The organism is Streptomyces sp. NPDC001204 (assembly GCF_053598035.1).
The window spans coordinates 296,854-320,333 of the sequence record NZ_JBSFJL010000007.1; the positions used below are offsets into that span (position 1 = coordinate 296,854).

Annotated in this window: 22 protein-coding genes and 1 pseudogene; 17 read left to right on the plus strand and 6 right to left on the minus strand. The window is 71.2% G+C overall.

Annotation, left to right across the window (positions count from 1 at the left end):
- Positions 1-97: 97 nt before the first annotated feature.
- A complete protein-coding gene (locus tag ACWC91_RS13285; RefSeq protein ID WP_376504883.1) occupies positions 98-1,165 on the minus strand; it encodes a LacI family DNA-binding transcriptional regulator in 1,068 nt (355 codons plus the stop codon).
- Between the two features lie 122 nt (positions 1,166-1,287).
- Here ACWC91_RS13285 and ACWC91_RS13290 point away from each other — a divergent pair, with 122 nt between their 5' ends.
- Positions 1,288-3,414 carry an amylo-alpha-1,6-glucosidase gene (locus tag ACWC91_RS13290; RefSeq protein WP_450643468.1) on the plus strand — a complete coding sequence of 709 codons (2,127 nt, stop codon included), beginning with the start codon at positions 1,288-1,290 and terminating at the stop codon, positions 3,412-3,414.
- Between the two features lie 103 nt (positions 3,415-3,517).
- Here ACWC91_RS13290 and ACWC91_RS13295 read toward each other — a convergent pair whose 3' ends face one another.
- On the minus strand, positions 3,518-4,198 hold the full coding sequence (locus tag ACWC91_RS13295) for a hypothetical protein (RefSeq protein WP_450643469.1): 681 nt from the start codon (positions 4,196-4,198) through the stop codon (positions 3,518-3,520).
- A gap of 293 nt (positions 4,199-4,491) precedes the next feature.
- Between ACWC91_RS13295 and ACWC91_RS13300 the strand changes: the two genes are divergently transcribed.
- The 3 genes from ACWC91_RS13300 to ACWC91_RS13310 all read left to right on the plus strand — a co-directional run bounded on the left by ACWC91_RS13300 (position 4,492) and on the right by ACWC91_RS13310 (position 6,508).
- Positions 4,492-5,118: a hypothetical protein gene (locus tag ACWC91_RS13300; protein ID WP_225074691.1), complete on the plus strand. Its 627-nt coding sequence runs from the start codon at positions 4,492-4,494 to the stop codon at positions 5,116-5,118.
- Positions 5,119-5,207: 89 nt separating this feature from the next.
- Positions 5,208-5,768 carry a SigE family RNA polymerase sigma factor gene (locus ACWC91_RS13305; RefSeq protein ID WP_141360262.1) on the plus strand — a complete coding sequence of 187 codons (561 nt, stop codon included), beginning with the start codon at positions 5,208-5,210 and terminating at the stop codon, positions 5,766-5,768.
- A gap of 71 nt (positions 5,769-5,839) precedes the next feature.
- Complete coding sequence (locus ACWC91_RS13310) at positions 5,840-6,508, plus strand: hypothetical protein (RefSeq protein WP_225074693.1); 669 nt, start codon at positions 5,840-5,842, stop codon at positions 6,506-6,508.
- 68 nt (positions 6,509-6,576) lie between these two features.
- Here the strand turns inward: ACWC91_RS13310 and ACWC91_RS13315 are convergent, their stop codons facing one another.
- Positions 6,577-7,221: an RraA family protein gene (locus tag ACWC91_RS13315; RefSeq protein WP_450643477.1), complete on the minus strand. Its 645-nt coding sequence runs from the start codon at positions 7,219-7,221 to the stop codon at positions 6,577-6,579.
- Between the two features lie 161 nt (positions 7,222-7,382).
- Between ACWC91_RS13315 and ACWC91_RS13320 the strand changes: the two genes are divergently transcribed.
- The 4 genes from ACWC91_RS13320 to ACWC91_RS13335 all read left to right on the plus strand — a co-directional run bounded on the left by ACWC91_RS13320 (position 7,383) and on the right by ACWC91_RS13335 (position 12,594).
- Complete coding sequence (locus tag ACWC91_RS13320) at positions 7,383-8,342, plus strand: D-2-hydroxyacid dehydrogenase family protein (protein WP_225074695.1); 960 nt, start codon at positions 7,383-7,385, stop codon at positions 8,340-8,342.
- 221 nt (positions 8,343-8,563) lie between these two features.
- Entirely contained in the window at positions 8,564-9,574 is a 1,011-nt protein-coding gene (locus tag ACWC91_RS13325; RefSeq protein ID WP_281154115.1) for a questin oxidase family protein, read from the plus strand.
- A gap of 155 nt (positions 9,575-9,729) precedes the next feature.
- Positions 9,730-10,461, plus strand: coding sequence for a ferritin-like domain-containing protein (locus tag ACWC91_RS13330; RefSeq protein ID WP_450643470.1), 732 nt, complete (start codon positions 9,730-9,732; stop codon positions 10,459-10,461).
- A 162-nt stretch (positions 10,462-10,623) separates the two neighbouring features.
- Entirely contained in the window at positions 10,624-12,594 is a 1,971-nt protein-coding gene (locus tag ACWC91_RS13335) for a YncE family protein (protein WP_450643471.1), read from the plus strand.
- Between the two features lie 152 nt (positions 12,595-12,746).
- On the opposite strand, the gene ACWC91_RS13340 is transcribed toward ACWC91_RS13335, so the two are convergent.
- Both ACWC91_RS13340 and ACWC91_RS13345 read right to left on the minus strand, forming a co-directional pair.
- The gene (locus ACWC91_RS13340) at positions 12,747-14,198 is read right to left on the minus strand and encodes a flotillin family protein (RefSeq protein ID WP_225074699.1); all 1,452 of its coding nucleotides are present in this window, start codon (positions 14,196-14,198) and stop codon (positions 12,747-12,749) included.
- 121 nt (positions 14,199-14,319) lie between these two features.
- The gene (locus ACWC91_RS13345) at positions 14,320-14,829 is read right to left on the minus strand and encodes a hypothetical protein (RefSeq protein WP_225074894.1); all 510 of its coding nucleotides are present in this window, start codon (positions 14,827-14,829) and stop codon (positions 14,320-14,322) included.
- A gap of 351 nt (positions 14,830-15,180) precedes the next feature.
- On the opposite strand from ACWC91_RS13345, the gene ACWC91_RS13350 reads away from it, so the two are divergent.
- The 4 genes from ACWC91_RS13350 to ACWC91_RS13365 all read left to right on the plus strand — a co-directional run bounded on the left by ACWC91_RS13350 (position 15,181) and on the right by ACWC91_RS13365 (position 18,782).
- Positions 15,181-15,378, plus strand: coding sequence for a hypothetical protein (locus ACWC91_RS13350; RefSeq protein ID WP_281154112.1), 198 nt, complete (start codon positions 15,181-15,183; stop codon positions 15,376-15,378).
- Between the two features lie 28 nt (positions 15,379-15,406).
- A complete protein-coding gene (locus tag ACWC91_RS13355; RefSeq protein ID WP_450643472.1) occupies positions 15,407-16,336 on the plus strand; it encodes an N-acetylmuramoyl-L-alanine amidase in 930 nt (309 codons plus the stop codon).
- 212 nt (positions 16,337-16,548) lie between these two features.
- Entirely contained in the window at positions 16,549-18,267 is a 1,719-nt protein-coding gene (locus tag ACWC91_RS13360; RefSeq protein WP_450643473.1) for a DUF4153 domain-containing protein, read from the plus strand.
- Positions 18,268-18,620: 353 nt separating this feature from the next.
- On the plus strand, positions 18,621-18,782 hold the full coding sequence (locus ACWC91_RS13365) for a hypothetical protein (RefSeq protein WP_450643474.1): 162 nt from the start codon (positions 18,621-18,623) through the stop codon (positions 18,780-18,782).
- Here the strand turns inward: ACWC91_RS13365 and ACWC91_RS13370 are convergent.
- Positions 18,779-19,087, minus strand: coding sequence for a hypothetical protein (locus tag ACWC91_RS13370; RefSeq protein ID WP_225074704.1), 309 nt, complete (start codon positions 19,085-19,087; stop codon positions 18,779-18,781). The two genes, ACWC91_RS13365 and ACWC91_RS13370, sit on opposite strands and share 4 nt — an antisense overlap.
- A 362-nt stretch (positions 19,088-19,449) precedes the next feature.
- Between ACWC91_RS13370 and ACWC91_RS13375 the strand changes: the two are divergent.
- The 5 genes and pseudogenes from ACWC91_RS13375 to snpA all read left to right on the plus strand — a co-directional run.
- Positions 19,450-19,578: pseudogene (locus ACWC91_RS13375) on the plus strand (calcium-binding protein); the annotation flags it as partial.
- A gap of 376 nt (positions 19,579-19,954) precedes the next feature.
- Positions 19,955-20,203, plus strand: coding sequence for a hypothetical protein (locus ACWC91_RS13380; protein ID WP_450643475.1), 249 nt, complete (start codon positions 19,955-19,957; stop codon positions 20,201-20,203).
- Between the two features lie 402 nt (positions 20,204-20,605).
- Positions 20,606-20,902 carry a hypothetical protein gene (locus ACWC91_RS13385; protein WP_225074706.1) on the plus strand — a complete coding sequence of 99 codons (297 nt, stop codon included), beginning with the start codon at positions 20,606-20,608 and terminating at the stop codon, positions 20,900-20,902.
- A gap of 483 nt (positions 20,903-21,385) precedes the next feature.
- Positions 21,386-21,535 (plus strand): hypothetical protein, encoded by a 150-nt coding sequence (locus tag ACWC91_RS13390; RefSeq protein ID WP_450643476.1) that lies wholly within the window; start codon positions 21,386-21,388, stop codon positions 21,533-21,535.
- 505 nt (positions 21,536-22,040) lie between these two features.
- Positions 22,041-22,805: a snapalysin gene (gene snpA / locus ACWC91_RS13395; protein WP_225074707.1), complete on the plus strand. Its 765-nt coding sequence runs from the start codon at positions 22,041-22,043 to the stop codon at positions 22,803-22,805.
- The last annotated feature ends 675 nt before the right edge of the window (positions 22,806-23,480 follow it).

Consider the following 23,480-nt stretch of genomic DNA (forward strand, 5'->3'; position numbering starts at 1 on the left):
CGGGGGGTGGAGGAGGAGAGAACTCGGGGTGGGACGGCGCCGGTCGGGACGGTGCCGGCCCGTGGTGCCCGGCGCCTGCCGGGCCGTCGTCAGAGGGTCAGACGTTGGGTGCGACCGCGTCCGCACCGGGTGCGCGGGCGCTGTCCCGGACGACCAGGGACGGCGGCAGCAGGATGCGTTCGGGCGGCGCGTCGGGGGCGGCCAGCCGCGCCAGCAGCAGCCGTACGCACTCCCGGCCGACCTCCTCCAGGGGCTGGGCGATGGAGGTCAGCGCGGGCGACAGGAGTTCGGCGGTCGGCGAGTCGTCGAAGCCGACCACGGCGACGTCGCGGCCGGGAACGGCGCCGCGCTCGCGCAGCGTCTGGTAGCAGCCGAGCGCCAGCATGTCGCTGGCCGCGACCACCGCGGTCGCCCCCGCGTCCAGCAGCGGCTTCACGGCGGCGCGGGCCGCGTCGATGTCGTTCACGCTCTGCGCGCGCCGCCCGCGGGTCGGCAGCCCGTGCCGTTTCATGGCCCGCTGCCAGCCCTCGGCGCGGTCGTCACCGGCGCCGGAGGAGCCGCGTCCCCAGCCGAGGAAGGCGATCTTGCGATGCCCCAGGCCGATCAGGTGCTCCACGGCGGCGTCCGTGCCCGAGGCGCCGTCGACGTCGATCCAGTCGCCGATCTGCCGCCGCGACCACATCCGGCCGAAGGCGACGAAGGGCACGTCCCGCTTGGCCAGCCACGCCTGACGGGGGTCGTTGTGCTCGGTGCCGCTGAGCACGAAGCCGTCGACCTCGTGCTGGTCGAGCAGTTCCTCGTAGCCGTCCAGGGTCGGCGAGCCGGGCTGGCAGGCGAACAGCAGGATCCGGTAACCGGCCTCGTCGGCGGCCTGCGACAGGGCGTGCAGGAACCGGTCGAGGACGGGGCTGCTGGCCGGGGAGGGCAGGATGCCGTAGCCGATCAGCTTGCTGGAGCGGGTGCGCAGCGTCTGCGCGGCCCGGCTGGGGCGGTAGCCCATCTCGTCGATCACCCGGCGGACCCGCTCCAGGGTCTCGGAGCGCAGCAGGTCCGGTGAGTTGATCGCGTTCGACACGGTCTGCGGGGAGACCCCGGCCCGGCGGGCGACCATGGCGAGCGTCACCGGGCCGCCCCTGGCGGGCGGGTCGTTGCTGGAGCGGGGCATTGCGTGTCTCCGGCGTGCAGAGGGAACGAGGAGCGGGTTTTAGCGTTCCAAAAGCATTGTCAGCGCTCTGACGAGTCACTTAATGTCTTTGGAACGATCAAACGCTGAGAGGTTCTACTCCCTTGGACTCGACTGTCAAGACCCCCGACACCAACGGCTCGGTCACGCCGCCCCCCGCGGTGACCGAGGGCCTTCAGCCGTTCCTGCACGACGCGGTCGTCACGCTGTACGCCCCGAGCTTCGTGATCTCGCGTGCCGACGGGGCTCTCGACGGCGGCGCGGACGGCTTCTTCCACGGCGACCGCCGGGCGCTCTCCCGGCTGACCGTCGCGGCCGACGGTATCCCGCTGGCGCCGGTCGGGGGCGGGCTGCGCGGGGCGGACCGGGCGGACTTCCGGTCGATCCTGCGGGGGCTCGGAGAGGTGACGGCGGACCCCGCGGTCGCCCTGCACCGCCGCCGGACCACGGCGGCCGGCCGGCTCGGGGAAGTCCTCGAAGTCACCAACGCGGGCACCCAGTCGGTCCGTTTCCGGCTGACGGTCACGGCCGCCACCGACCTCGCCACCATGGAACAGGTCAAGTCGGGGCGCCTGGTGGAGACGGCGCCCCCGCGGGCCACGAACTCCGGCGGGAGCGAACTGTCCTGGGCCGACGACGGGTTCGCCGTGCGCCTGACCAGCGAGCCCGCGCCCGACGCGCTGGACGCGCCGGCCGGCCGGCTGTCGTACGACATCGCCCTGGACCCCGGTGCCTCGTGGACGGTGACCCTGGACTGCACCGCGGCCTACGCGGACGGCGACCAGTTCCCGGCGCCCCCCGCCGACGCCGTACCGTGGCGCACCCCCGTCCTGCGCAGCGCGGACCGAAGCCTCGACCGGTGGCTGGAGCAGTCCCTCGCCGACCTGGACCGCCTGCGCCTGACGGACCCGCGGTCGCCCGGGGACCGGCCGGACCAGTTCCTGGCCGCCGGCGCCCCCTGGTTCCTGACCCTCTTCGGCCGCGACTCGCTCTGGGCCGCCCGCATGCTGCTGCCGCTCGGCACCGATCTCGCGGCCGGCACCCTGCGCACCCTCGCCCGTCGCCAGGGCGGCGTCACCGACCCGGTCTCCGAGGAACAGCCGGGCAAGATCCTGCACGAAGTCCGGCGCGGCACCTCGGCGTACAGCGACACGTTCTCGCTCCCGCCGGTGTACTACGGCACGGTGGACGCCACCCCCCTGTGGATCACCCTGCTCCACGACGCCTGGCGCTGGGGCCTGGCGCCGGAGGAGGTCGAGCGGATGCTGCCGCACGCCGAGTCGGCGCTGGCGTGGATGCGCGACCAGGGTGACGCCGGCGGCGACGGCTTCCTCAAGTACGTCGACCTGTCGGGCCGGGGCCTGGCCAACCAGGGCTGGAAGGACTCCGGCGACTCCATCCGCCACCGCGACGGCCGCCTCGCCCGCCCGCCGATCGCGCTGTGCGAGGTGCAGGCGTACGCCTACGAGGCCGCGCGCGGCGGGGCGGCGCTGCTGCGGTCCTTCGGCCGCCCGGGGGCCGACGAGTGGGAGGAGTGGGCGGACCGGCTTGCCGCGCGCTTCCGCGAGCGCTTCTGGGTGGAGGACGAGCGGGGCCCGTACCCGGCGGTCGCGCTGGACGGCGACGGCAGGCCGGCCGACTCGGTCACCTCGGGCTTCGGCCACCTCCTGGGCACGGGCCTGCTGAACCACGAGGAGAGCGCGCTCCTGGCCGCCCGGCTCTCCGGCGGCGACCTCGACGCGGGCCACGGTCTGCGCACGATGAGCAGCGAGGCGGTGGGCTTCAACCCGTACGGCTACCACATCGGTTCGATCTGGCCGCACGACACGGCGATCGCCGTGCACGGTCTGGTCCGGTCCGGCTTCCCGGACGCCGCGGCGTCGCTGGCGGACGGTCTGCTGACGGCGTCGGCGGGCTTCGACGCCCGGCTGCCGGAACTCTTCGCGGGCCACGGCATCGAGGCCGGTCCGCGCCCCGCGCCCTATCCGGCGTCCTGCCGGCCCCAGGCGTGGGCGGCCGCGTCCTCGGTCCTCGTCCTCCAGTCGGCCCTCGGCCTGAGCGCGGACGTCCCCGCCGGCACCCTCACGGTGAACCCGGGATTCGCGGGCGCGTACGGCCCGTTGACGGTCACCGGGCTCCAAGTCGGCGGGGACCGCCTGGACATCACGGTGAGGGCCGACGGGTCGGCGGAGGTGTCGGCTCCGGAGGGGCTGACGGTGATCAGCGGCTGACCCTTTGACGAGGGGCCCGGCTGTGGGCCGGGGTAGGCGCAGGGGAGGGAAGGGGGAGAGGAGAGGACGGGCGGCGGCGCGCGGTCGGTCGTAGGAGGTGGCGTCACTCGTCGTCGGGTGGCGCCGAGGACTCCGCGAGCCGTTCGCCGATGTCGTCCGCCCATTCCTGGGCCCAGCGGCGGAGCTCGGCGACGGCCCGGTCGTCGAGCCCGCAGGCCGCGAACTCGCGGTCGTCGATCCATTCGGCGCCGACGAGCCGGGTCTGCAGATCGGTGAGATCGAGGACGTCACCGGCGTGGCGGCGACCGAGTTCCTCCAGCTCCGGGTGGCTCCACCGGTCGGCGGCGGCGTGGACGTCGACGAGGTCGGGGGCGAGCCCCTGACCGGCCAGTGCGCGCACCCTGGTGCCGACGAGGTCCTCGACGGACAGCACCGGGCCGAACTCGCCCGCCTCCAGCGGCCGCCACAGCACTTCCTTGAGCACCTGCACGGAGTACTCCTCCCCGGCCCCGGCCTCCGTGCCACCGATGACCAGCCGGGCCGCCAGCGGCTCGGTGCCCGACGTCCTCACCCGCCAGCCGCGTTCCTCCAGGCCGGCTCGCACCGCCGCGACGATGTCCTCCGTCTCGACCGGGCTCTCGGTGGCCACGTCGACGTCCCGGCCGGGCCGGTCCACCAGTCCGTGCGCCCGCACCGCGTCCCCACCGGCGAGCGCCAGCCCGTACGGCGCCCCCACCGCCAGCAGGTCGCCCAGCAGCCGCCGCCGCACCTCACCGACGGTCATCCGGCGCCCCCGCCGTCCGCGGACGGTCCCTGCCCGGACCGGGAACACGAGTACTCGGCCGCGACGGCGCACCGTGAGCAGATCATGGCCCCGATTATCGCCACCGGGCGCCGAGCGGAACGGGAACAGCGCCCGGGCGCGCGTCGGCCCAGGACACCCCTCGCGAAGAAATTCCGCGGGGGTGTCATCCGGAAGGGAACCGGGAGGGGTTTGAACGGGTGGAGAGGCGCCCTCCTTCCACCCGTCGGCCTGGATCCCCCAAGGGTCCGTGTTCTGCTAGGAGTTGCCCGTTCATGAAACGGACGCTGAAGTACCTGACCTGCGCGGCCGTCACCACCGCCGCCCTGGCCGGGATGGCCACGGTGTCGTACGCCATACCCGCGAAGGCACCGCACGGAACGGTCGCCGAGGCGGGGGCGGCGCAGACCCGGGCCGCTTCGGCCTCGAAGGCCCGGACCGTCACGGCCACGCAGCCGACGGCGAAGAAGACCGCCCCGACGCCCCGTATCGTCGCCTCCGGTGAGCATGTGACGGCCGTCCCCGGCTTCGAGCTCTGGCTCACGGCGGAGGGCAAGCACTGGACGACGCCCTCCTCGCCCGACCCGCAGTTCCGCAGCGTGGTCGACGGCAACATCGACAGGAACACCCCCGGAGTCTCGCTCCAGTCCGAGATCACGGACGACAACGCCTACTTCTCCGGCCTGTACTACGGCGGCAAGGGCACCGCGTCCCGTGTCGAGATCGAAACGGCGGACGGGACGGTGCACGGCAAGCTCATCGAGCTGCCCGGCAAGCCCGGATGGGGCGTCTGGTACGCCACCGCCGGCGTCAAGCCCGGCAGCGGCTCCTGGGACTACGTGTCCCGGGTCACCGTCCACGACACCAAGGGCAAGGTCTACGCCCGGTTGACGCTGCGCTGATCCCCCGGCGGGGACCGCGCGGTCCGGACCCGCGCGGTCCCCGCCTCGGCTTTTCTCCTCCCCGTACCCGACCCACAGGAACCGCATCCGTGCCCCAGTACGAGAGATTCGCAGCCTCCTCCGGGAGCACCGACTTCGCCGCCTACGCCGGTGCGGCCTGGGCCCGTCTGCTACGGACCGCCCTCCTGCTCACCGGTGACTACCACGAAGCCGAGGATCTCGTGCAGACCACCCTGGCCAAGGTGTACGCGCGCTGGGGGCGCGTCCCGCACGAGGACGTCGACTTCTACGTACGACGCTCACTCGTCAACAACAACCTCAACCGGATCCGCAGGAGACGTGTCACGCATCTGCTGATGCCGTTCCTGCCCGAGCGGGTGCACCAGCCGGACAACGGCCACGCCGAGTCCGTCGAGCGCCGCGCCGCGGTCATGGAGGCGCTCGCCACGCTCTCCGCCCGGCAGCGGACGGTGCTGGTGCTGCGCTACTGGGAGGACCTCGCCGAGACCGACATCGCCGAGGTGCTCGACTGCTCGATCGGAACGGTCAAGACCCATGCGCGGCGCGGCCTCGCGGCCCTGCGCTCCCATCCTGCCTTCGACGCCTCCGGCGCCTCCGACCGCTCCCACCCCGTCTCCGGAGCCCACTGATGAATCACCCCAGGACCGAAGCAGACCCAGCCCCGGGACACGCCGCCGAGGCCGAACGGCTGCGTCGGGCAATGACCGAGGTCGCGTACGACATCACGCCCTCCCCGCTGCCGCTGGCGGCCGTGGAGCGCCAGGGCCGGCGGATCCGGCTCAGGCGGCGGACGGCCGTACTCGGCGCGGGGTGCGGGCTGCTGCTGGTGCCGCTGGCCGTCGTCGTGCTGCCCGGCACGGAATCCGGCGCCCCCGGCGTCACGTCCCCGGCGGCGCCCGTGTCCGTCTCGCCCACACCCCCCGCCTCGCCGGCCGCCCCGGCCCCGACGCCCCGCATCGTCGCCTCCGGTGAGCATGTGACGGCCGTCCCCGGCTTCGAGCTCTGGCTCACGGCGGAGGGCAAGCACTGGACGACGCCCTCCTCGCCCGACCCGCAGTTCCGGAGCGTGGTCGACGGCAACATCGTCCGGAGCGACTCCGGCGTCACCCTTCAGGAGGAGTCCGAGAACGGCCGCAGCTACCTCTCCGGCGTGTACTACGGCGGCAAGGGCACCGCGTCCAGCGTGGAGGTCGAAACGGTGGCCGGGACGGTGCGGGGCAAGCTCATCGAGCTGCCCGGCGACCCCGGATGGGGTGTCTGGTACGCCGTCACCGACCTGAATCGGGGCAAGGACCCCTTCCACTTCGAGAACCAGATCACCGTCCACAACACCGAGGGCGGGATCTACGCCCAGTGGAAGCCACGGTGATCCGGCGGGCAGGGCCCCGGTGAACGAGGTCCCCCTGCCTCGAACGGCTGTGGCCCGTCCGGGCGGTGTCAGTCCTCGAAGCCCTGGGCGCGCAGGATTCCGTTGACGCGGGTGCGGTGGGCCTCCTCCCACGCGTCGAGGGTCTCGTCCGCCTCCTTGGCCAGCCTGGCCCGTGCGGCGACGAAGATCTCCTCGCGGCGGGCGGCCGGGACCACCACGACGCCGTCCTCGTCGGCGACCACGACGTCGTCGGCGTTCACCTTCGCGCCGCCGCAGGTCACCTCCGCGTTCAGCGGCTCCACGGCCTTCTTGCCGCCCGGGATCGGGATGACGCCCCGGGCGAAGACCGGGAAGCCCGCCTCGCGAACTTCACCAAGGTCGCGGATCAGGCCGTCCAGGACGAAGGCCGTGACGCCGCGGCGCTGAGCCACGGCGCAGACGTTGCCTCCTGCCAGGGCGTAGTCCAGGTCGCCGGACTCGACGACGATGACGGAGCCCGGGGCGGCACGGTGAACGGCCGCGTGCAGCATGAGGTTGTCACCGGGAGGACACCGCACGGTGAACGCCGGCCCTGCCACGCGGGGCACCGGCGACCACAGCGAGCGGATGCCGATGTCCATGACCTGCGCCCGGCCGAGGAGGTCGGCCAGCGTGGTCGTCGGGATGTCCGCGAATCCGGTGGCGGGAGCGGTGGCTTCGGTGGCGTCCGTCATGGCGTCCGTCATGGCACCTCTGATCGTCTCGGTGTGGTCGTCCGTGTGGCTGCCCGCGTTCGACAGTACGAGCCCTCGCCGCCCGTGGTCCACCAGGTTTGCTGGACAGTGGTGTGATCGAACCGGCTGATCAGCCTGAACCAAGGACGGAGACAACCGACATGCTGCTGCGCTGTGCCGTGCTCGACGACTTCCAGGACGCCGCCCTCGCCTCCGCCGACTGGAGCCCGGTCGAGGACCGAGTGGAGATCGTCACGTTCCGCGAGCACATCTCGGACGAGGCCGAACTCGCAAGCGCGCTGGCCGACTTCGACATCGTCGTCACACTGCGCGAACGCGTCCACTTCCCGGCCGCGCTGTTCGACCGCCTGCCCCGCCTGAAGCTGCTCGTCGCCTCCGGCATGCGCAACTCGGTCATCGACTACGCCGCCGCCGAGCGGTGCGGCGTCACCGTGTGCGGGACCGGCAGCTCCTCCACCCCGCCGGTGGAACTGACCTGGGCGCTGCTGCTCGGCCTCGCCCGCGACCTGGTGACCGAGAACAACGCGCTGCGCGAGGGCGGCCCCTGGCAGTCCACCGTCGGCGCCGACCTCCAGGGCCGCCGCCTGGGCCTGCTCGGCCTCGGCAAGATCGGCAGCCGGGTCGCGCAGGTGGGCCTCGCCTTCGGGATGCGGGTCAGCGCCTGGAGCCAGAATCTGACCAAGGAGCGCGCCGACGAGGTGGGCGTGGAACTCGCCCCCTCCAAGGAGGAGTTGCTGTCGAGCAGCGACTTCGTCTCCGTCCACCTCGCGCTGAGCGACCGCACCCGCGGCCTGCTCGGCGCCGCCGAACTCGCCCACCTCAAGCCCACCGCGTACCTGATCAACACCTCGCGCGCCGCCATCGTCGACCAGGACGCGCTGCTCGCCGCCCTGCACGAGGGCCGTATCGCCGGTGCCGGAGTGGACGTGTTCGACGTCGAACCCCTCCCCGCCGGCCACCCGATGCGCACCGCCCCGCGCCTGCTCGCCACGCCCCACCTCGGCTACGTCTCGCAGGCCAACTACGCGACGTACTACGGCGACGCCGTGGAGGACATCCGGGCGTACCTGGCGGGCGAGCCGGTACGCCGCCTGGGGTGACCGGCCCTGCGGCCGGGTGGCTGGGCGTCCGGGGGCTGGGTGACCGGGTGGCCGGCCTCTTCGGCCCGCGTGTCAGCGCTCGTGGGGCGTGCGCCTCAGAGGCTCTCCGGCACCCGCAGCCCCGTGCGGTGCCCGTGCCGCACCTGAGTCGGCGGTCTTAGGTCCGGGCCTAAGCCCTCAGCCCGTTACGCCGCCGCGGAGTCCCGTCTACGTTCCCTGCCATGGATACGACGGGCGTTCTCGACGAGGCACTTCAACGACTGCACAGATCGGGGCCGGAGCGGCTGGGGTGGCTCAGCAATCACGCGCCGATGGCCGTCGAGGCGCTGGCCGCCCACGGGCAGGCGCGTTCCGTGCACCACTGGCTCGATCTCTACGCACCCAGGCTGGAGGAGTTCCCGTCCGGCGTCGAACCGGTCACGGCCGCCGACTGGCAGCGAGCGCTCGGTGATCCACGCCGCGCCGCCGACTGGATCGGCTACTTCGGGCGCGAGGTCGCCGAACGTCCCTGGCGCGAGGTGCTCGGCGAGTGGTGGCCCCGGCTCCTGCCCGGCTTGTACGGCGGCGCGACGCATCCGGTGATCCGGGTGGGCCACGCGGTCCGCACGCTCCTCGCCGGCGAGGTCACCGAGCCGCGTCTGACCGAACTCGCCCACGGCCTCGGCTACTGGGCGGCCCGCCACCACCCCGTCACGGACCTCGTCCCCCTGCCCGGCGCCGACAGCGCGGCCGCCGCCCTGGACGCGGTGACGCCCATCGCCGAACGGGACGGCGGCTTCCCCACCCGGCTCGCGCGTGTCAGGGGCCTGCCGGCCTGGGCGACCGCGGCCACGGACCCCGACGCGGCGCACCGCCACCTCACCGAACTGGTGCGGGCGGCCACCCACCGGTACGCCACCCACGGCCATGGCGATGCGACGATGCTGGTCCACGCGGCCACGGCGCCCAACGCCGTCCTGCGTGTCCTGCCCGCGCTCCCGCGGTCCCTGTGGGCACCGAGCCTGCGGGCCGCCTGGACGGCCTCCGCGGCGGTGACCGCGATGTACGCGCCGGACGCCCCGGCCGCATACAGCCCACCGGGCACCCCGACTCCCGAAGAGGTTGTCGAGCTGGCGCTGGAGCACGGTGACGAACACGTCATCAAACTGACCGACACGGCTCTCGACGTCGGAGACGAACGGGCTCTGGCGGCAGCCCTGCGCTCCATCGAGCTGAGTGAACCACTGGACTGAGGAGGCTCGGCGGACGGGTGCGACGATCCCGCCGCGCGTTGCGCTGCGGGAGCCTGACGCGCGCCCTCCGCGGTCCGCGGCGGAACGGTTCGGCGTCCGGCCGGCGTCGTCCCTCTCCGGGGCACGGTGGCCGTGCCCCGGGGAGGGGAGACCGAGTGCATACGAGCGGCTTCGCCAAATGGACAAGGCGGTTCGAGGACGAGCGCGAGCGCAGGCGCGCCCAGGGCGACCCGGACTGGGGACGGAGCGCGACGCTGCACCCGGCGTTGTGGGCCGGCATTCAGCGCTTCCAGGTCGGCGAGGACGGCGACGGCGCCAACCTCGTCGGCAAAGCCGATGAGGCCGGCGACCCCGACTACGCACAGGCGGTCCGGCTCTTCGTCGCCGAGGAGCAGAACCACGCCCGGCTGCTCGCCCGGCTGCTCGCCGCGGGCGGCGTACCAACCCTGTCCGGCCACTGGAGCGACACGGTCTTCGTACGGCTGCGGCGTCTCATGGGCCTGCGCATGGAACTGCTGGTGCTGATGATCGCGGAAGTCGTGGCACTCCGCTATTACCGGGCCCTGCGCGACGGCACCGACGACGCGCTCACTTCGGATGTGGCAGGGCGGATCCTGTCCGACGAGCAACGCCACGTCCCCTTCCACTGCGAGCGGCTGCACGCCTCCCTGGCGGAGCTGCCCCGCGCGACGCGCCGCCCGGTGATGGCCCTGTGGCAACTTCTTCTGCTCGCCGCCTCCCTCGTCGTCGCCGCCGACCACGGCCCGGCGCTGCGACACCTCGGCATCGGACGCCTGCGCTTCGTGGCCGACGTCGTGACCTCGTCCGGCGCGGTCGTCTCCGCGGTGCTGGCACCCCGCCCGGACGCGTGGACGAGCACAGTCTGACGAGAGCCGGCCGCGAAATTACAGACTTCAATTGTCACTGGCATGCCATACGCTGCATCTTCGGCAGCGTCCACGCATCCGTCATCGGTGCGAGGGGGGACACGCGGCCCGTCCGTTACCGCCCGGTGAGCACCGGGCTTCTTCCGTGGGGGTTCCATCACTGTGCGCAGGCGTAGCATCTCGACCGCGACGGCACTCGCGGTCGTCCTCAGTTCCGTGGCCCTGACCACGGGCGTGGTGGGTCCGGCGGTGGCCGACTCGGCGAAGGTCCTTCCGGTGACGTCGGTCGGCGACATGGTCGTGGACGGCACCCACCAGCGGGTCTACGTCTCCGACCCGACCGCCGGCAAGATCGTCGTCACCGACTACACGGGCACCGTGAAGGCGACGCTCACCGGGCTCTCCGGCGTGACCGGCCTCGCGCTGTCCGCCGACTCCGGCCAGGTGTACGCCGCCGTGAGGAACGGCAACCGGATCGTCTCGGTGGAGACGGGGACGTACACCCAGACCGCGAGTTACCCGGTCGGCGCGGCTCCCGGCGATCTGGAGGTCGTGGACGGCCGGATCTGGTTCTCCCACGGCAGCGACTTCGGGTCGCTCGACGTCTCCGGTGACGAACCCGTCGTCCACCTCGCCCAGCGGGGCGACGCCGACTTCTACCCGGGCGCCGCGACCACCCTGGCCGCCGACCCGGACGTCCCGGGCGTCCTGGTGGCGGGCAACAGCGGCCTGCTCGCCGTGTACGACGTCTCGGCCGACGGCGCAACCCTGCGCGCCAAGGGCGTCAAGAGCACCGGCGCGGAGCAACTGGACCTGACACCCGACGGCAGCCAGGTGCTCACCTCGTGGGGCGCCTCGCCGTACGGCTACAGCCTCGGCGCCTACTCGACCACCGACCTCACCGAGCTGACCGGCTACCCCATCGACGCGTACCCGAACGCCGTGCGCGTCGCGCCCGACGGCACCATCGCGGGCGGCAGCTTCTCCTGGTACGACCCCGACGTCCACATCCACCGGCCCGGTGACCGGGTGCCGGTGCGGGAGTACGACTTCCCCAACACCGGCAACACCAGCGGCGCCGACACCCTCGTGAACGGAGCTCTCGCCTGGGCGCCCGACTCGAGCCGCGTCTTCGCCGTCTCCGTGAACTCCTACGGCACCCACACCCTGCGCGCCCTGACCGACCCCACCAAGGAACTGCCCACTCTCAAGGTGTCGGCCCCCGCCAAGTCGGAACGCGCCAAGAAGCTCACCGTCAAGGGCAAACTGACCTCGAAGACGCTGCCCAAGGCGGGCACCGCCCTGAAGGTGACCCGCACCGACGTCGAGTCGCCGAACGGCAAGGCACTGGCCGCCGTCAAGACCACGGCGGACGGCAGCTTCTCCTTCACGGACACCCCGCCCGCCGGCGGCAAGGTCACCTACAAGGTCTCCTACGCGGGCGACGCCACGCACACCCCCGCCGCCGGCTCCGGCACGGTGGACGTCTCGCGCAAGGCGACCGCGCTGACCCTGAACAACAACGGCAAGCTGTACTCGTACGGCAAGAAGGTCACCTTCACCGCGCACCTCGGTACGACGTACAAGAACCGCACCGTCTCGATCTACGCGGACCCCTTCGGCCCCGACAAGCCGAAGAAGCTGCTGAAGACCGCCAAGGTCAACTCCAAGGGCAACCTGTCGGCGACCGTCGGCATGACCCGTGACACCACCGTCACCGCCGTCTTCGGCGGCGACGCCCGCTACGCCGCCAAGACCGTGAAGTCGACCGCGTACGCCCGGGTGAAGGTCTCCACCGCCGTCTCCCGGCACTACAAGACGGGCAAGATCGGCTCCACGACGTACTACTACTTCCGCAAGAAGACCGACCCGCTGTTCACCACGACCATGAACTACTACACCGGCCGCAAACAGCGCTTCCAGCTCCAGGTGTACTACCAGGGCACCTGGTACGACTCGGGCTACGAGTACTTCGCCCTGTCCGCCAAGGGCAAGTCGTCCGTGAGCCTGGAGGCACCGGGCACGTCCGGCATCCGGGCCCGCATGCGCTCGTCCTACATCAACGGCTCCTCCGGCGACACCGTCAACTCCACGACCCACGGCGCCTGGAAGTACTTCACCTTCACCAACTGACCCACTCCCGAGCCGAACCGGTACGGCCCCGACCCACGGGGCCGTACCGGCACCGGCGCGGAGGCGGCCGCGCAGGTCGCATGAAAGAGCGGAGCCCGGGCGCCACTCAGGCGTCCGGGCTCCGTGGTCCGCGGTGTCCCCCGTTCTGTGTTCTATTCGGTGATGTCGATCTTGCCCTGGGACGGTTCGGCCGATGTCGGAGCCGACGACTCGACCTGCGCCGGGGTCTTCTTCGTGCCGCGTCCGGCGAGGCCCTGGAGGAGCTGGGCGAGGTCGACGCCGGTGGTGGAGCTGAGGAGTTCCATGCCCTGGGCGACGTTGTCGGCGACCGCGCGCGGGAGTTGGCCCGCGCCGTCCGTGGAGATGACGGTCAGCTTGTCCACGGCCGACAGCGGCTCGGCCGCCTTGCCGACGACCTGCGGCAGCACCTCGACCAGCATCTGGAGCACCGCCGCGTCGCCGTACCGCTCGAAGGCGTCGGCCTTCTTGTGCATGGCGTCGGCCTCCGCCGCGCCCTTGGCGGCGATCGCGGCCGCTTCGGCGTCACCCTCGATACGAACGGCGTCGGCGAGGGCCGCGCGGTGGGCCTTCTCGCCCTCACCGGTGAGCCGTGCCCGCTCGGCGGCCGCTTCGGCCTCCTTGACCAGGGCGATGCGGTGCGCCTCCGCCTCCTGCTCGGCCCGGTAACGGTCGGCGTCGGCGGGCTTGCGGACCTGGGTGTCCAGTTCGCGGTCGGTCAGCGCGGCCTGCCGGGCGGCGACCTTCTCCTGCTCCTGCAGGACCTCCTGCCGGCGGGCGGCCTCGGCGAGCGGGCCGGCGGCGTTGGCGCGGGCGGCGGCCTCGTCCGTCTCGGCCTTGATCTCGGCCTGCTTCAGGGCGTAGGTGCGCTGGGCGATCGCGATCTCTTCCTCCGCCTTGAGGCGGGCCTGTTCGGAAGCGCGCCGGGCGACGGCCTCGGCGATGTCGGCCTCCTGCTTGGCGCGGGCCGCCTCAGGCCGGCCGAGGTCCTCCAGGTAGGAGCCCTCGGTGGTGATGTCCTGGATCTGGAAGGCGTCCAGCACCAGTCCCTGCCCGGACAGGCTGGCCTCGGCCTCCTCCGCGACCTGCCCGGCGAAGGCGGCCCGGTCCCGGATGATGTCCTCGACGGACATCCGCCCGACGATGGAGCGCAGTGCGCCGGACAGCACCTCCTGGGTGAACCCGACGATGCCGTCCTGCTGCTGGAGGAAGCGCTGGGCCGCGGCGCGGATCGAGTCCTCGGTGCCGCCGACCTTGACGATGGCGACTCCCTCCAGGTTGGCCTTCACCCCGCGCAGCGTGACCGCGCCCCGGACGGCCACCGGAATGTGCCGACTGGACAGGTCGAGGGTGAACTTCTGCTGGACGAAGGGCACGACGAAGACACCGCCGCCGACCACGACCTTCTGGCCGCTGTTGTCGGTGGAGACACGGCCGGTCTCGGGGTCGGTGGACTTCTTGCCGCGTCGGCCGGTGACGATGAACGCCTCGCTGGGACCCGCGACCTTGTAGCGGGTGACGACCGTGAGGGCCAGCAGGACCAGGAGTACGACGACTCCTATCACTGCGATGAGTACAGGGCTCATGTGTGCAATCCCCTCAGCCCTCCCCGGGGGACGGCGAATTGGAACGGATCAGGAACGGACGCGGAAGGAAGATGAAGGGGCGGGCGTGTGGGCCTCGTGGTGTGGAGCGCGGCTCCGACGGTCAGTCTTCGACCGGCCGGACCGCGACCGAGGTCGCGGACAGGAGCGACTCCACCCAGACCTCGGCACCCCGCGCCACGGGCACCGAACACTTCGCGGCCAGCTTCAGCGGCTGCCCGGCGAGATACACCAGCACCTCGCCGTACCCCTCGGCCGGGATGGCGGTCACCACGGAACCGGAGCTGCCGACGAGATCGCCGCCCTGAGGAGCGGCCGCGCCCTGCTCACGCATCAGGACACGACTGAGTTTCCACGTCAACCAGCCCGCGGCGACGCCCGCCACCACGCCGATCGCCGTTGCCCCCGTGACCCCCAGACCGGTGGTGCCGAGCGCGATCGCCCCGCCGAAGCCGAGCATGGACACGAATCCGGCGATGACCGGCAGCGACAGCAGCCCGTCGAACAACCCGTCCAGCACCCCGCCGAACAGGCCTTCCAGGATCCCGTCGAAGATCAGCGAAAGCACCAGCAGGACCAGTCCCGCGATACCGAGACCCACAAACCAGTTCATTCGGGCCCCGCTTTCACTCGACGAGCCCCCCGCCTGCATATTGCCATGCGATCGGGTGGCCATACATTGCCTGCTCTCGGCAATCTTTACGCGCGCTTGATGCCGCCTTGGTACCTCCTTCACCCCGACGGTGACGTTCCGCTGCGGCTCGTGACGCCGAGCAAGGACGCGAAGTTCGACGGCGGTACGGACCGCCGCTCCGAAGGCCGACGCCCGCACTGCCGGAAACCGTGCGCTGCCCGCAAGACGCGCCTCCGGGCCGGGGACGGCGCGCACCACGGTCAACGCTGCCGTTGCCGGGCAGTGGCAGTGGCAGTGGCAGCAGCAGTGGCAGCGGCAGCCGGGCAGGACATGGTCGGCACCCTGTTCATCGGCAAATCGAACGCCGGGTACAGCACGGGCGCCGTCGGCATTCCGGGGTCAAACACGGGCGTGAGCGCCTACGTTGGCAATCCGACAGCGACGGCCGCCGTGTGGGGGACGGTCCCTCAGGTCTTCGCCGCCGGCGACCGGATCCGGATCACCGCCGTCCACGAAGCCGCCAACTGACCGATCGCTTCTCACCCTGGAGGTGCCCGTGGCCACGCCACTCACCGCTGCCCAGTTCCTCACCGCTCTGAAGGCCGAGGGCGTGAGCGTCGTCGAGGTCGGCGACTGGAAGAACCACAACCGCAACAGCAAGGGCGCCTGGGGGCCCGTGCACGGCGTGATGATCCACCACACCGTCACCAAGGGCACCGCGAACACGGTGAAGATCGTGCGCGACGGGTACGCCGGACTGCCCGGCCCGCTCTGTCACGGCATGATCGCCAAGGACGGGCGCGTGCATGTGGTCGGCTGGGGCCGCGCCAACCATGCGGGGTTGGGAGACCCGGACGTCCTGGCCGCGGTCATGGCAGAGCGGCGGCCGCCCGTCGGCGACGAGGCCACCGTCGACGGCAACCGGGCCTTCTACGGATTCGAGTGCGAGAACCTCGGTGACAACAAGGACCCGTGGCCGACCGAGCAGATCGAGGCCATTGTCCGCGTGACAGCCGCGATCTGCCGGCAGCACGGGTGGGGCGCCCGGTCGGCGCTGCGGCACATGGACTGGCAGCCCGGCAAGGTCGACCCGCGCGGGCCCGGCATGGACTGGGAGCAGATCCTCGACCGCGTCGCGAAGCGGCTCGACAGCAAGCCGCCCACCACCAAGCTGCCCGCCCCCGCCAAGCCGAAGGTGTCGCTGTCCAAGCTGATCGCCGCGGCGAAGCACGACCCACAGGCCAAGGGGACGCCGGTCACCTATGCCGGGGTGAAGACCGTGGAAGCCGCTCTCGTCAACGAGGGCCTGCTCGCCAAGACCTACCTGGACGGCCACTACGGCACGGCCACCAAGGACGCCATGAGCGGCTGGCAGGAACGCTGCGGGTACCGCGGCCGCAAGCCCGGCGAGCCCGCCGACGGCATCCCCGGCAAGGACTCCCTCACCAAGCTCGGCAAGAAACACGGCTTCACCGTCACCACCTGACCGAAGGACAGGCCGGTCATCGTGCCGGCCTCCGGGATCCCCGAGTCGCTGCCGTGGGCCGCCGGGTCGCTGACCGTCGCCTGCGCCGTCGGTCCCGCTACCCTTGCGGGCACGCCGCCTGTCGATCATGGCGGCCGGCTTCGCAAGCGACACCGGTACCCGTCCGACGTACCCGAGTATGTGCGTTCCGGGGCCGGTTGGGAGGGGGTCCCATGACAGAGAAACCACCTGTGCCCGCCGAACCGCCCGAGCGGCCCCGGCAGTCGGGGCGATTACCTGCGGGCGAATCCGCGGCCACGGGAGGAGCACAGCGGGCGGGAACACCACCGGAGGGCAGGTCGCGCGCGACGACGGACACGCGGCCCGGCGAAGCCGTCACTGCCGGGCGCACGCCGCACCTTCCGTCCACTCCTCCCAGCTCTCTGTACGCGGGCGCCTACCCCTACAAACCCTCGTTCCCCGACCTGCGCGGCGAACCGCCCTCCACCGTGAACACCGCCGTCCTCTGGGCGGCGCTCGCCACCGGCGTGCTCAGCATGGTGCTGCTCAACGACGGTGTGGGCATCAACCTGTTCCTCGTCGCCCTGCCGGCCGCGGGCACCGCATACTTCGCCGCGCGCCAGGCAGGCCGGGTACAAGCCCGCCCCTGGACGCTCGCCTGGGGCATCGGAGGACTCGCCCTCCTGCTGGTTCCGGCGGTCCGTGCCGCTCACTGGCCTTCCCTCCTCGCCGTGGCCACCGCCATCGGTCTCGCATCGCTCGCCCTCCACGGATCACGGACGTGGCCCGGCGTCGTCCTCAGCCCCCTCGGGCTGGTCGATTCGCTGCCCAAGGGCGCACTCTGGGGCTGGCGCGGAGTGCGCACCCGTGCCGGCAACGCCTCCGGCAACGTGGGCTCCGCGCTGCGCGCCCTTGCGGTGACGGCCGTGCTCCTCCTCGTCTTCGGCGCACTGTTCGCCGGGGCCGACGCGGCCTTCGCCGACCTGCTGAGCAGGCTGGTCCCGGACACGTCCGTCGGCGACGGCCCCTGGCGCCTGGTGCTGTTCGCCCTCGGGCTCTTCGGCGCCCTCGCGGCGGCACACACCGCCGCGGCCCCTCTGCGGTGGGACAGCTTCGAGACAAGCCCGGGCCGCGCCCGCGGCCGGGGCGAATGGGCGCTTCCCCTGCTCGTGCTGTGCGCGCTGTTCGCCGTCTTCAACGCCATCCAGCTCGCCGTCCTCTTCGGCGGATACAAGGCCGTCCTGGACAAGACCGGTCAGACCTACTCCGAGTACGCGCGGCAGGGCTTCTGGCAACTCCTGCTCGCCACGCTCCTCACCCTCCTGGTCATCGTCTTCGCGCTGCGCTGGGCACCGCGCGGCGGGCCGGGTGACCGGAACCTGGTGCGGGGGGTTCTCGGCACCCTCTGCGCACTCACCCTGGTCGTGGTCGCCTCGGCGGTACGGCGCATGGACATGTACGTCGAGGCGTACGGGCTGACGCGGCTGCGGATCTCCGTCGTGACCGCGGAGCTGTGGCTCGGCCTGGTCATCCTGCTGATCATGGCCGCCGGAGTCCGGGGCGCACGCTGGCTGCCTCGCGCCGTCGCCGCGTCGGCCGCTGCCGGGGCCCTCGCCTTCGGCCTGGCCTCTCCCGACGGGCTGATCGCCGAGAACAACGTGCGGCGGTACGAGAAGACCCACAAGTTCGACCTGGACTACGTGCGTGGTCTCTCGGCGGACGCGGTCCCGGCTCTGGACAGACTGAGAGAGCCCATGCGGTCCTGCGTCCTCGGTCCCCTGTCGGAGGATCTCGGTCCGGCAACGGCGTCCTGGTACGAGATCAGTTGGGGAGAGGTCCGCGCCCGGCGGATCCTCAAGGAACGGCCGCCGACGACGACCGACCCGGGAGCCTGCAACAGCAGCGGGGAGAGCATCGAGTACCACCGCTGACCTGACGCCCCGTTCCGCCGGGGCGGGCAGTCGGCGGGCCGTGATCCGGGACGGCGGAGGAGACGCCCCCACCTGGGGGATGCGGACTCCGCGCGACCCCAGTGGCACACGTGTGGCACGGCTCAGAACATGACGAAGGGCCGGCCTGGGAGGAAACCCCTCCTGAGCCGGCCCTTCCATCTGTGCCCCGGGAGCCCTCAGCTTGGGAAGCGCAGGTGATCGCGACGCGGTTGCTGTGCTGACCTGCAGGACAGTGGTGCAGGCGTTCTCTCGTTCGCTGAGTCGGTGCCCGCTGTTCCCCGCAGTTCCCCGCTCGATCCGGCACGCGTCAGGCAGGGCCGCGGCAGATCGGTGTGCCCCGTACGTCCGGCCGCGTCACCACCCTGCGGATCGACTTCGTGAACTGGACCGGCCCGGCGGTCGCCGTCCGGGTGTTCACCACGAACGGCCACAAGGGCGGCGCCACCGTGCACATCCGCCGGGCCGTGTTCAAGCGCAACCACTTCCACAGCTAAGGCGTGCCGCTGCCCTGCCGATCACCGCCCGCGAGCTGGCTCACCGCCATCACGATGAAGCCGATCAGCATAAGCGCGACGCCGGCCACCCACTCCTGGACGCCCGGCCGGCTGATCACCAGCCCGAAGACCACCTGCCAGCACAGGCCGAAGGCAACCACCAACTGCCCCCAGCCGTAGAGGCGGATGTGGCGAACCGAACGCCGGTTCCAGGGGAGCACCCAGCCACGGGTAATCGCCGCTACGCCCGAGGCAGCGAGGAGCAACGCCATCAGAACAGAAGGTATGACGAGATAGCGGCTCATGATCCCTCCCCAGGCGCCGGGCCCACGCCGGGCGTCGCCGCGATCATGACATGCGCCGGAAGCCTCGTCCACGCGCAGCACCTTCCACGGCTGACCTTCAACGACTCTCCCGAGCAGCTCGCCTACGGTCTGAGGCTTCCATAGCGATCACGGATCCCGCCGCGATCAAAGCGCCCAGCAGCAGGGCATCGCGCCACGGCCGTCCGTCCCACACATGCGAGACCACAGCACTGCAGCCGGAAAAGAGCAGCGCGATGCCCGCCATCACTGAGCGGCGTATCCACCGGGAGTGCATCCGTCCGGCCGTGCGCCGGTCATTCGTCATGACCAACCACTATCCCGGAAGGACTGTTCGTGTTCGAAGCTCCAACACCGGCACGCTGAAGACCACGGTCAAGGCGGTGCAGGACGGCTACTGGCGCTGGAGCTTCGCCGGTACGATCTCGACTCCCGCAGTCAACTCCACCGGTGACTTCGTCGACGTGAAGTAGTCCCGCAGGCCGCGGTAGCGGGAGAACCGAGGGGCCCGGCAGGCCGGGCCCTTCGTCGTTTCCGTGGGGGCGCTTCCGCCGAACAAAGCGGCGGCGCGCTCGCGATCCCAGAGCACCAGTTTGGAAGATCGCGTACGCGGGTGGGTGCTGACCTGGGAGGCTTCTGACCTGGGCCGGAGCGTCGGTATGGCCGTCGTTCCCCGTGAGTCCCCGTCGCATCCCGTGTGATCGGCACGTGAAGGGCACAGAGCCTCCTCGTCCCGAACTATTGGCACGTTGGTCGCTGAGGTCGGCCGGGCACGTCAGATGGTTGCTGGGGGTTGGCAGCGGTCGGTTTTGGGCGCGAGGGTTGCGCTGTACAGCAGCCAGATGCGCGATGTACAACATCGGCATGATGACTCAACCGACGCGGGCGATGTGGTGGGCCGAGATGGCAGTCTTCCTCACCGCGGCCGCCGCGACCCTCACGGCGATTGCGTTTCTGGGGTCGCTGGCAGCCGTGGGCCGCCACGTGACCCTCGACGCCGTGTCGATCGCGCTGTCCGTCGGCGTCGGCATCTTCGTGAGCAGTCGGTTCAGGGCGTGGGGGTTGCGTCGCAGAGCCACGTGCCACACACAATCTTGAAAACCGTCGTGGCGCGAGTCACCGTGGGTTCTCATCCCACACCCACCGCGCATGTGAACGGCCCCTGACCAGGTGAAACGGTCAGGGGTCGTTGTGTTGCGCGATGCCCGCCAGCCGCCGTGGTTCCCCGCGGGTCCCCGTACGATCGGCCACGGACGGGGCACGGACGACTTCTGTTCTTCCTCAACTCTGCTTCATTGATGGGCACCTGCGCCGGTACCCGAAGCACCGGCTCTGAGCAGGGGAAGGGCCGTCGTCGACTGTCGTCATCTGTATCGCTGAGCACCCCCGCACGGCCCAGAGACGGCCCAGTGGCCCTCACAGGCAACTGCCCGCACTCGGCTGCGATTTCGTGCGATGATCAGGCCCGCGTGGTGGGACACGCGAATGGGGGTGTGGGACGTGGACTGGTTCCTTGTTGGTGCGGCTGCGGTGGGCTTTGGCCTGTTGGCCGTCGCCGGCGTCCTGGCGTTGGCCACCGGTTGGCTGGCGCCGTGGCTGCGAGGCCGCGTAGTTCGGCCGGACCTGTGGGGGTATGGGACGGTGTCGCTGGCCGCGGGCCTGGCGACGATCATGTCCTTCAAGGCGGCAGTGGATTCGGAGATCGTGCTGGATACGCTCTTCGTCCTCGCCATGGCGTTGGTCATCCTGGGCGGCCTGCTTCAGAGGCGCTCGCTGCGTCGCCCCGCAGACCAGTAACCGCCCGGCCTTTCGGCTGTTCTACGTCGTCTACTGACCAGCCTCCCGCTGTCCAGCGGACCTGAAGAAGCCCACGGCTCTGACCAGTACCGAGGCTGTGGGCTTCTAGCGCCCCTGCCTCAACCCACCAGTCACCTCAGCTCCCATCCCGTCCGCCGTCGACCCGCACACCGTGGAGCAGGCGTGGTTCCTGGCGTCCAGGTGGAGCGCGCCACTGTACGAACGACCTGGACGCCAGGGGCCGCCTCTGACGCGGTCATGGAGGTCGCCGCGGAGGTTGCGGTCACTCAAGTCGAGGCCCGGCGTTCGTACGTGCGCACCCAGGAGTGCACCGATTGCCTCGACATCCCAAACCGCCTCCACCGCCTCGTGGTCGACCGGGACGTCGGTCGATGCCCACCGGTCGGCGGAGCAACCCGGCGGTCAGCGGTTTTCGGATGTCAGCCGGACTGCTGCCTACGACCGGGCACGCACCTCGTTTGCGTGGCTGACGACAGCCCGGCCCGCATAGTCCCGAAGCTACTGGGTGCGGCGGACACGCTGCTGCAGGCGGGCGAGGAACTGACCGACCTCTCCTCCACGCCGCTCGCCGGGCTGCACGGCGGGCGCGGCTTCCATCCTGATCAGGACTGAGCGGCGGCGGCTCAGCGGTGAGGGATGCCGCCCAGCGCCGAGGGTGACTCCCTGGTGGCCCCGGGGCCAGTGGGGCACCAAAGAAACGGAAGCTCATGCTCTGTGACGTCGGTCATAGGCCCCGCCAACAAACCGGTGTCACTTAGTAGACGCGGTATGGCGGATATCTGAGGATTTATCCACCTTGGTCTGGGTGCGGGTCCCGCCGCGCGTCCCGGGATTCCGCCCGGCCGACCCGCACGCCCGTTGCCCCGCGATGTAAGGCTTCTGACGCCGCGACAGCTTCTCCTCCTGCCGCCATGTGCGGACCGGAGACCCGTGGACTGCCTTGGCGAGGTCCCCGAGACCTACGAGGCGACGTAGTGGCGGGACCCTTTGCGCTCCCTGTCGAGCCGTTCTAAGAATGACGACCCACAGGACGTCGCCGCAGTTCGGAACCGGTGTTCACGCAGAGTCGACCGCGCACCGGGCGCTCGGCGTCACCGAGTGAGTAGGAGCCCCCCACATGAAGTCGTCCCGAACGTCCGCGAGACTCCTCGCCCTCGCTCTCGGCCTGGGTCTGGCCTCCAGCACGCTGGGCGCGGCGGTGCCGGCGAGCGCCCAGACGGGCGCCACCACGTCCGCTGCCGCCGGCACCTCCGTGGCACGGTACGCCGGGTCGGTTGAGGAGGCCGCGAACAACAAGGCGTTCTTCGAGGCCGTGCTCAAGTCCGTCGCCGAGAAGCGCGCCGCCCAGCCGAACGCGCAGGCGGTGACTGTCTACTACAACGCCTCCCGGGCACCGAGCTTCCGTTCGCAGATATCGAGCGCGGCCTCGATCTGGAACAGCTCCGAGTCCAACGTCAAGCTCCAGGAGGCGTCGAGCGGTGCCGACTTCTCCTACTACGAGGGCAACGACCCGCGCGGCTCCTACGCCTCCACCAACGGCCACGGAAGTGGCTACGTCTTCCTCGACTACGCCCAGAACCAGCAGTACGACTCGGTCCGCGTCGTCACCCACGAGACCGGGCACGTGCTGGGCCTGCCGGACGACTACAGCGGGCCGTGCAGTGAGCTGATGTCGGGCGGCTACGCCGGCCCGTCCTGCACCAACCGCTACCCGAACGTCACCGAGCGCTCGCGTGTCGACCAGCTGTGGGCCACCGGACCTGCGCAGGCCCCGGGCACGGTGACCAGGCCCGCTGACCACCTGAGCGCTGCACCGCCGGTACGGACTGTGGCGCCGGGCCACGGTCCATGGCATCCGCTCCACAGCACGTCCTGGCGGTGATTGCGTTCCCAAGCGGGAAGCGGCTCGCTGTCGAGGGTGGTTTCAGCCACATGCTCAAGACGGTCGTCCGAGCACTCGTGCAGGCCGGCCGACAGGCGCTGGTGCTTTGTATGGCTGTCCTGGGAGGGCGGAGCCGGGAGGCGAAGCCAACCGCCCACTGGTTGGTGACCTTGAACGTGGCCAACAGGGCCGGGTCGGTCGCCAACACTGCCAGCTCGGCCACGATCAGCAGAAGCCGGCTCTTTCGCCACCCACCCGCGCCCGTATAAGCACCCCCAGAGCGGGGATAGCGGGCCGATGCTCGCTTGCGCAAGAGGGCCGACGCGTCCCTGGTCCGCTGCAACAACCGCCGCACGACCCGCTGCGCGGCCTGCGCCATCGCCGACCGGCTCGGGGCCATGATCCGGGGCGGTGGGGGAGCGGCTTAGGGCTCCTCCGGAGAGCGCGCCGAGCGGACGTAGCGGCACGCCTGTGGCACGGCGCCTGGAACGGCGAAGGGCCAGCCTGGGAGGTAACCCCTCCTGAGCTGGCCCTTTTCTCTGTGCCCCCGGCAGGATTCGAACCCGCGACACCCGCTTAGCCTGCGCGTTTCATCGGGGGTCGCGTCCGGATCGTGATCGGAAAAGCGAAAGTGCCTTCTGAGCTGCAACGATGAGGCTTGTCTAAGGTCCCAGT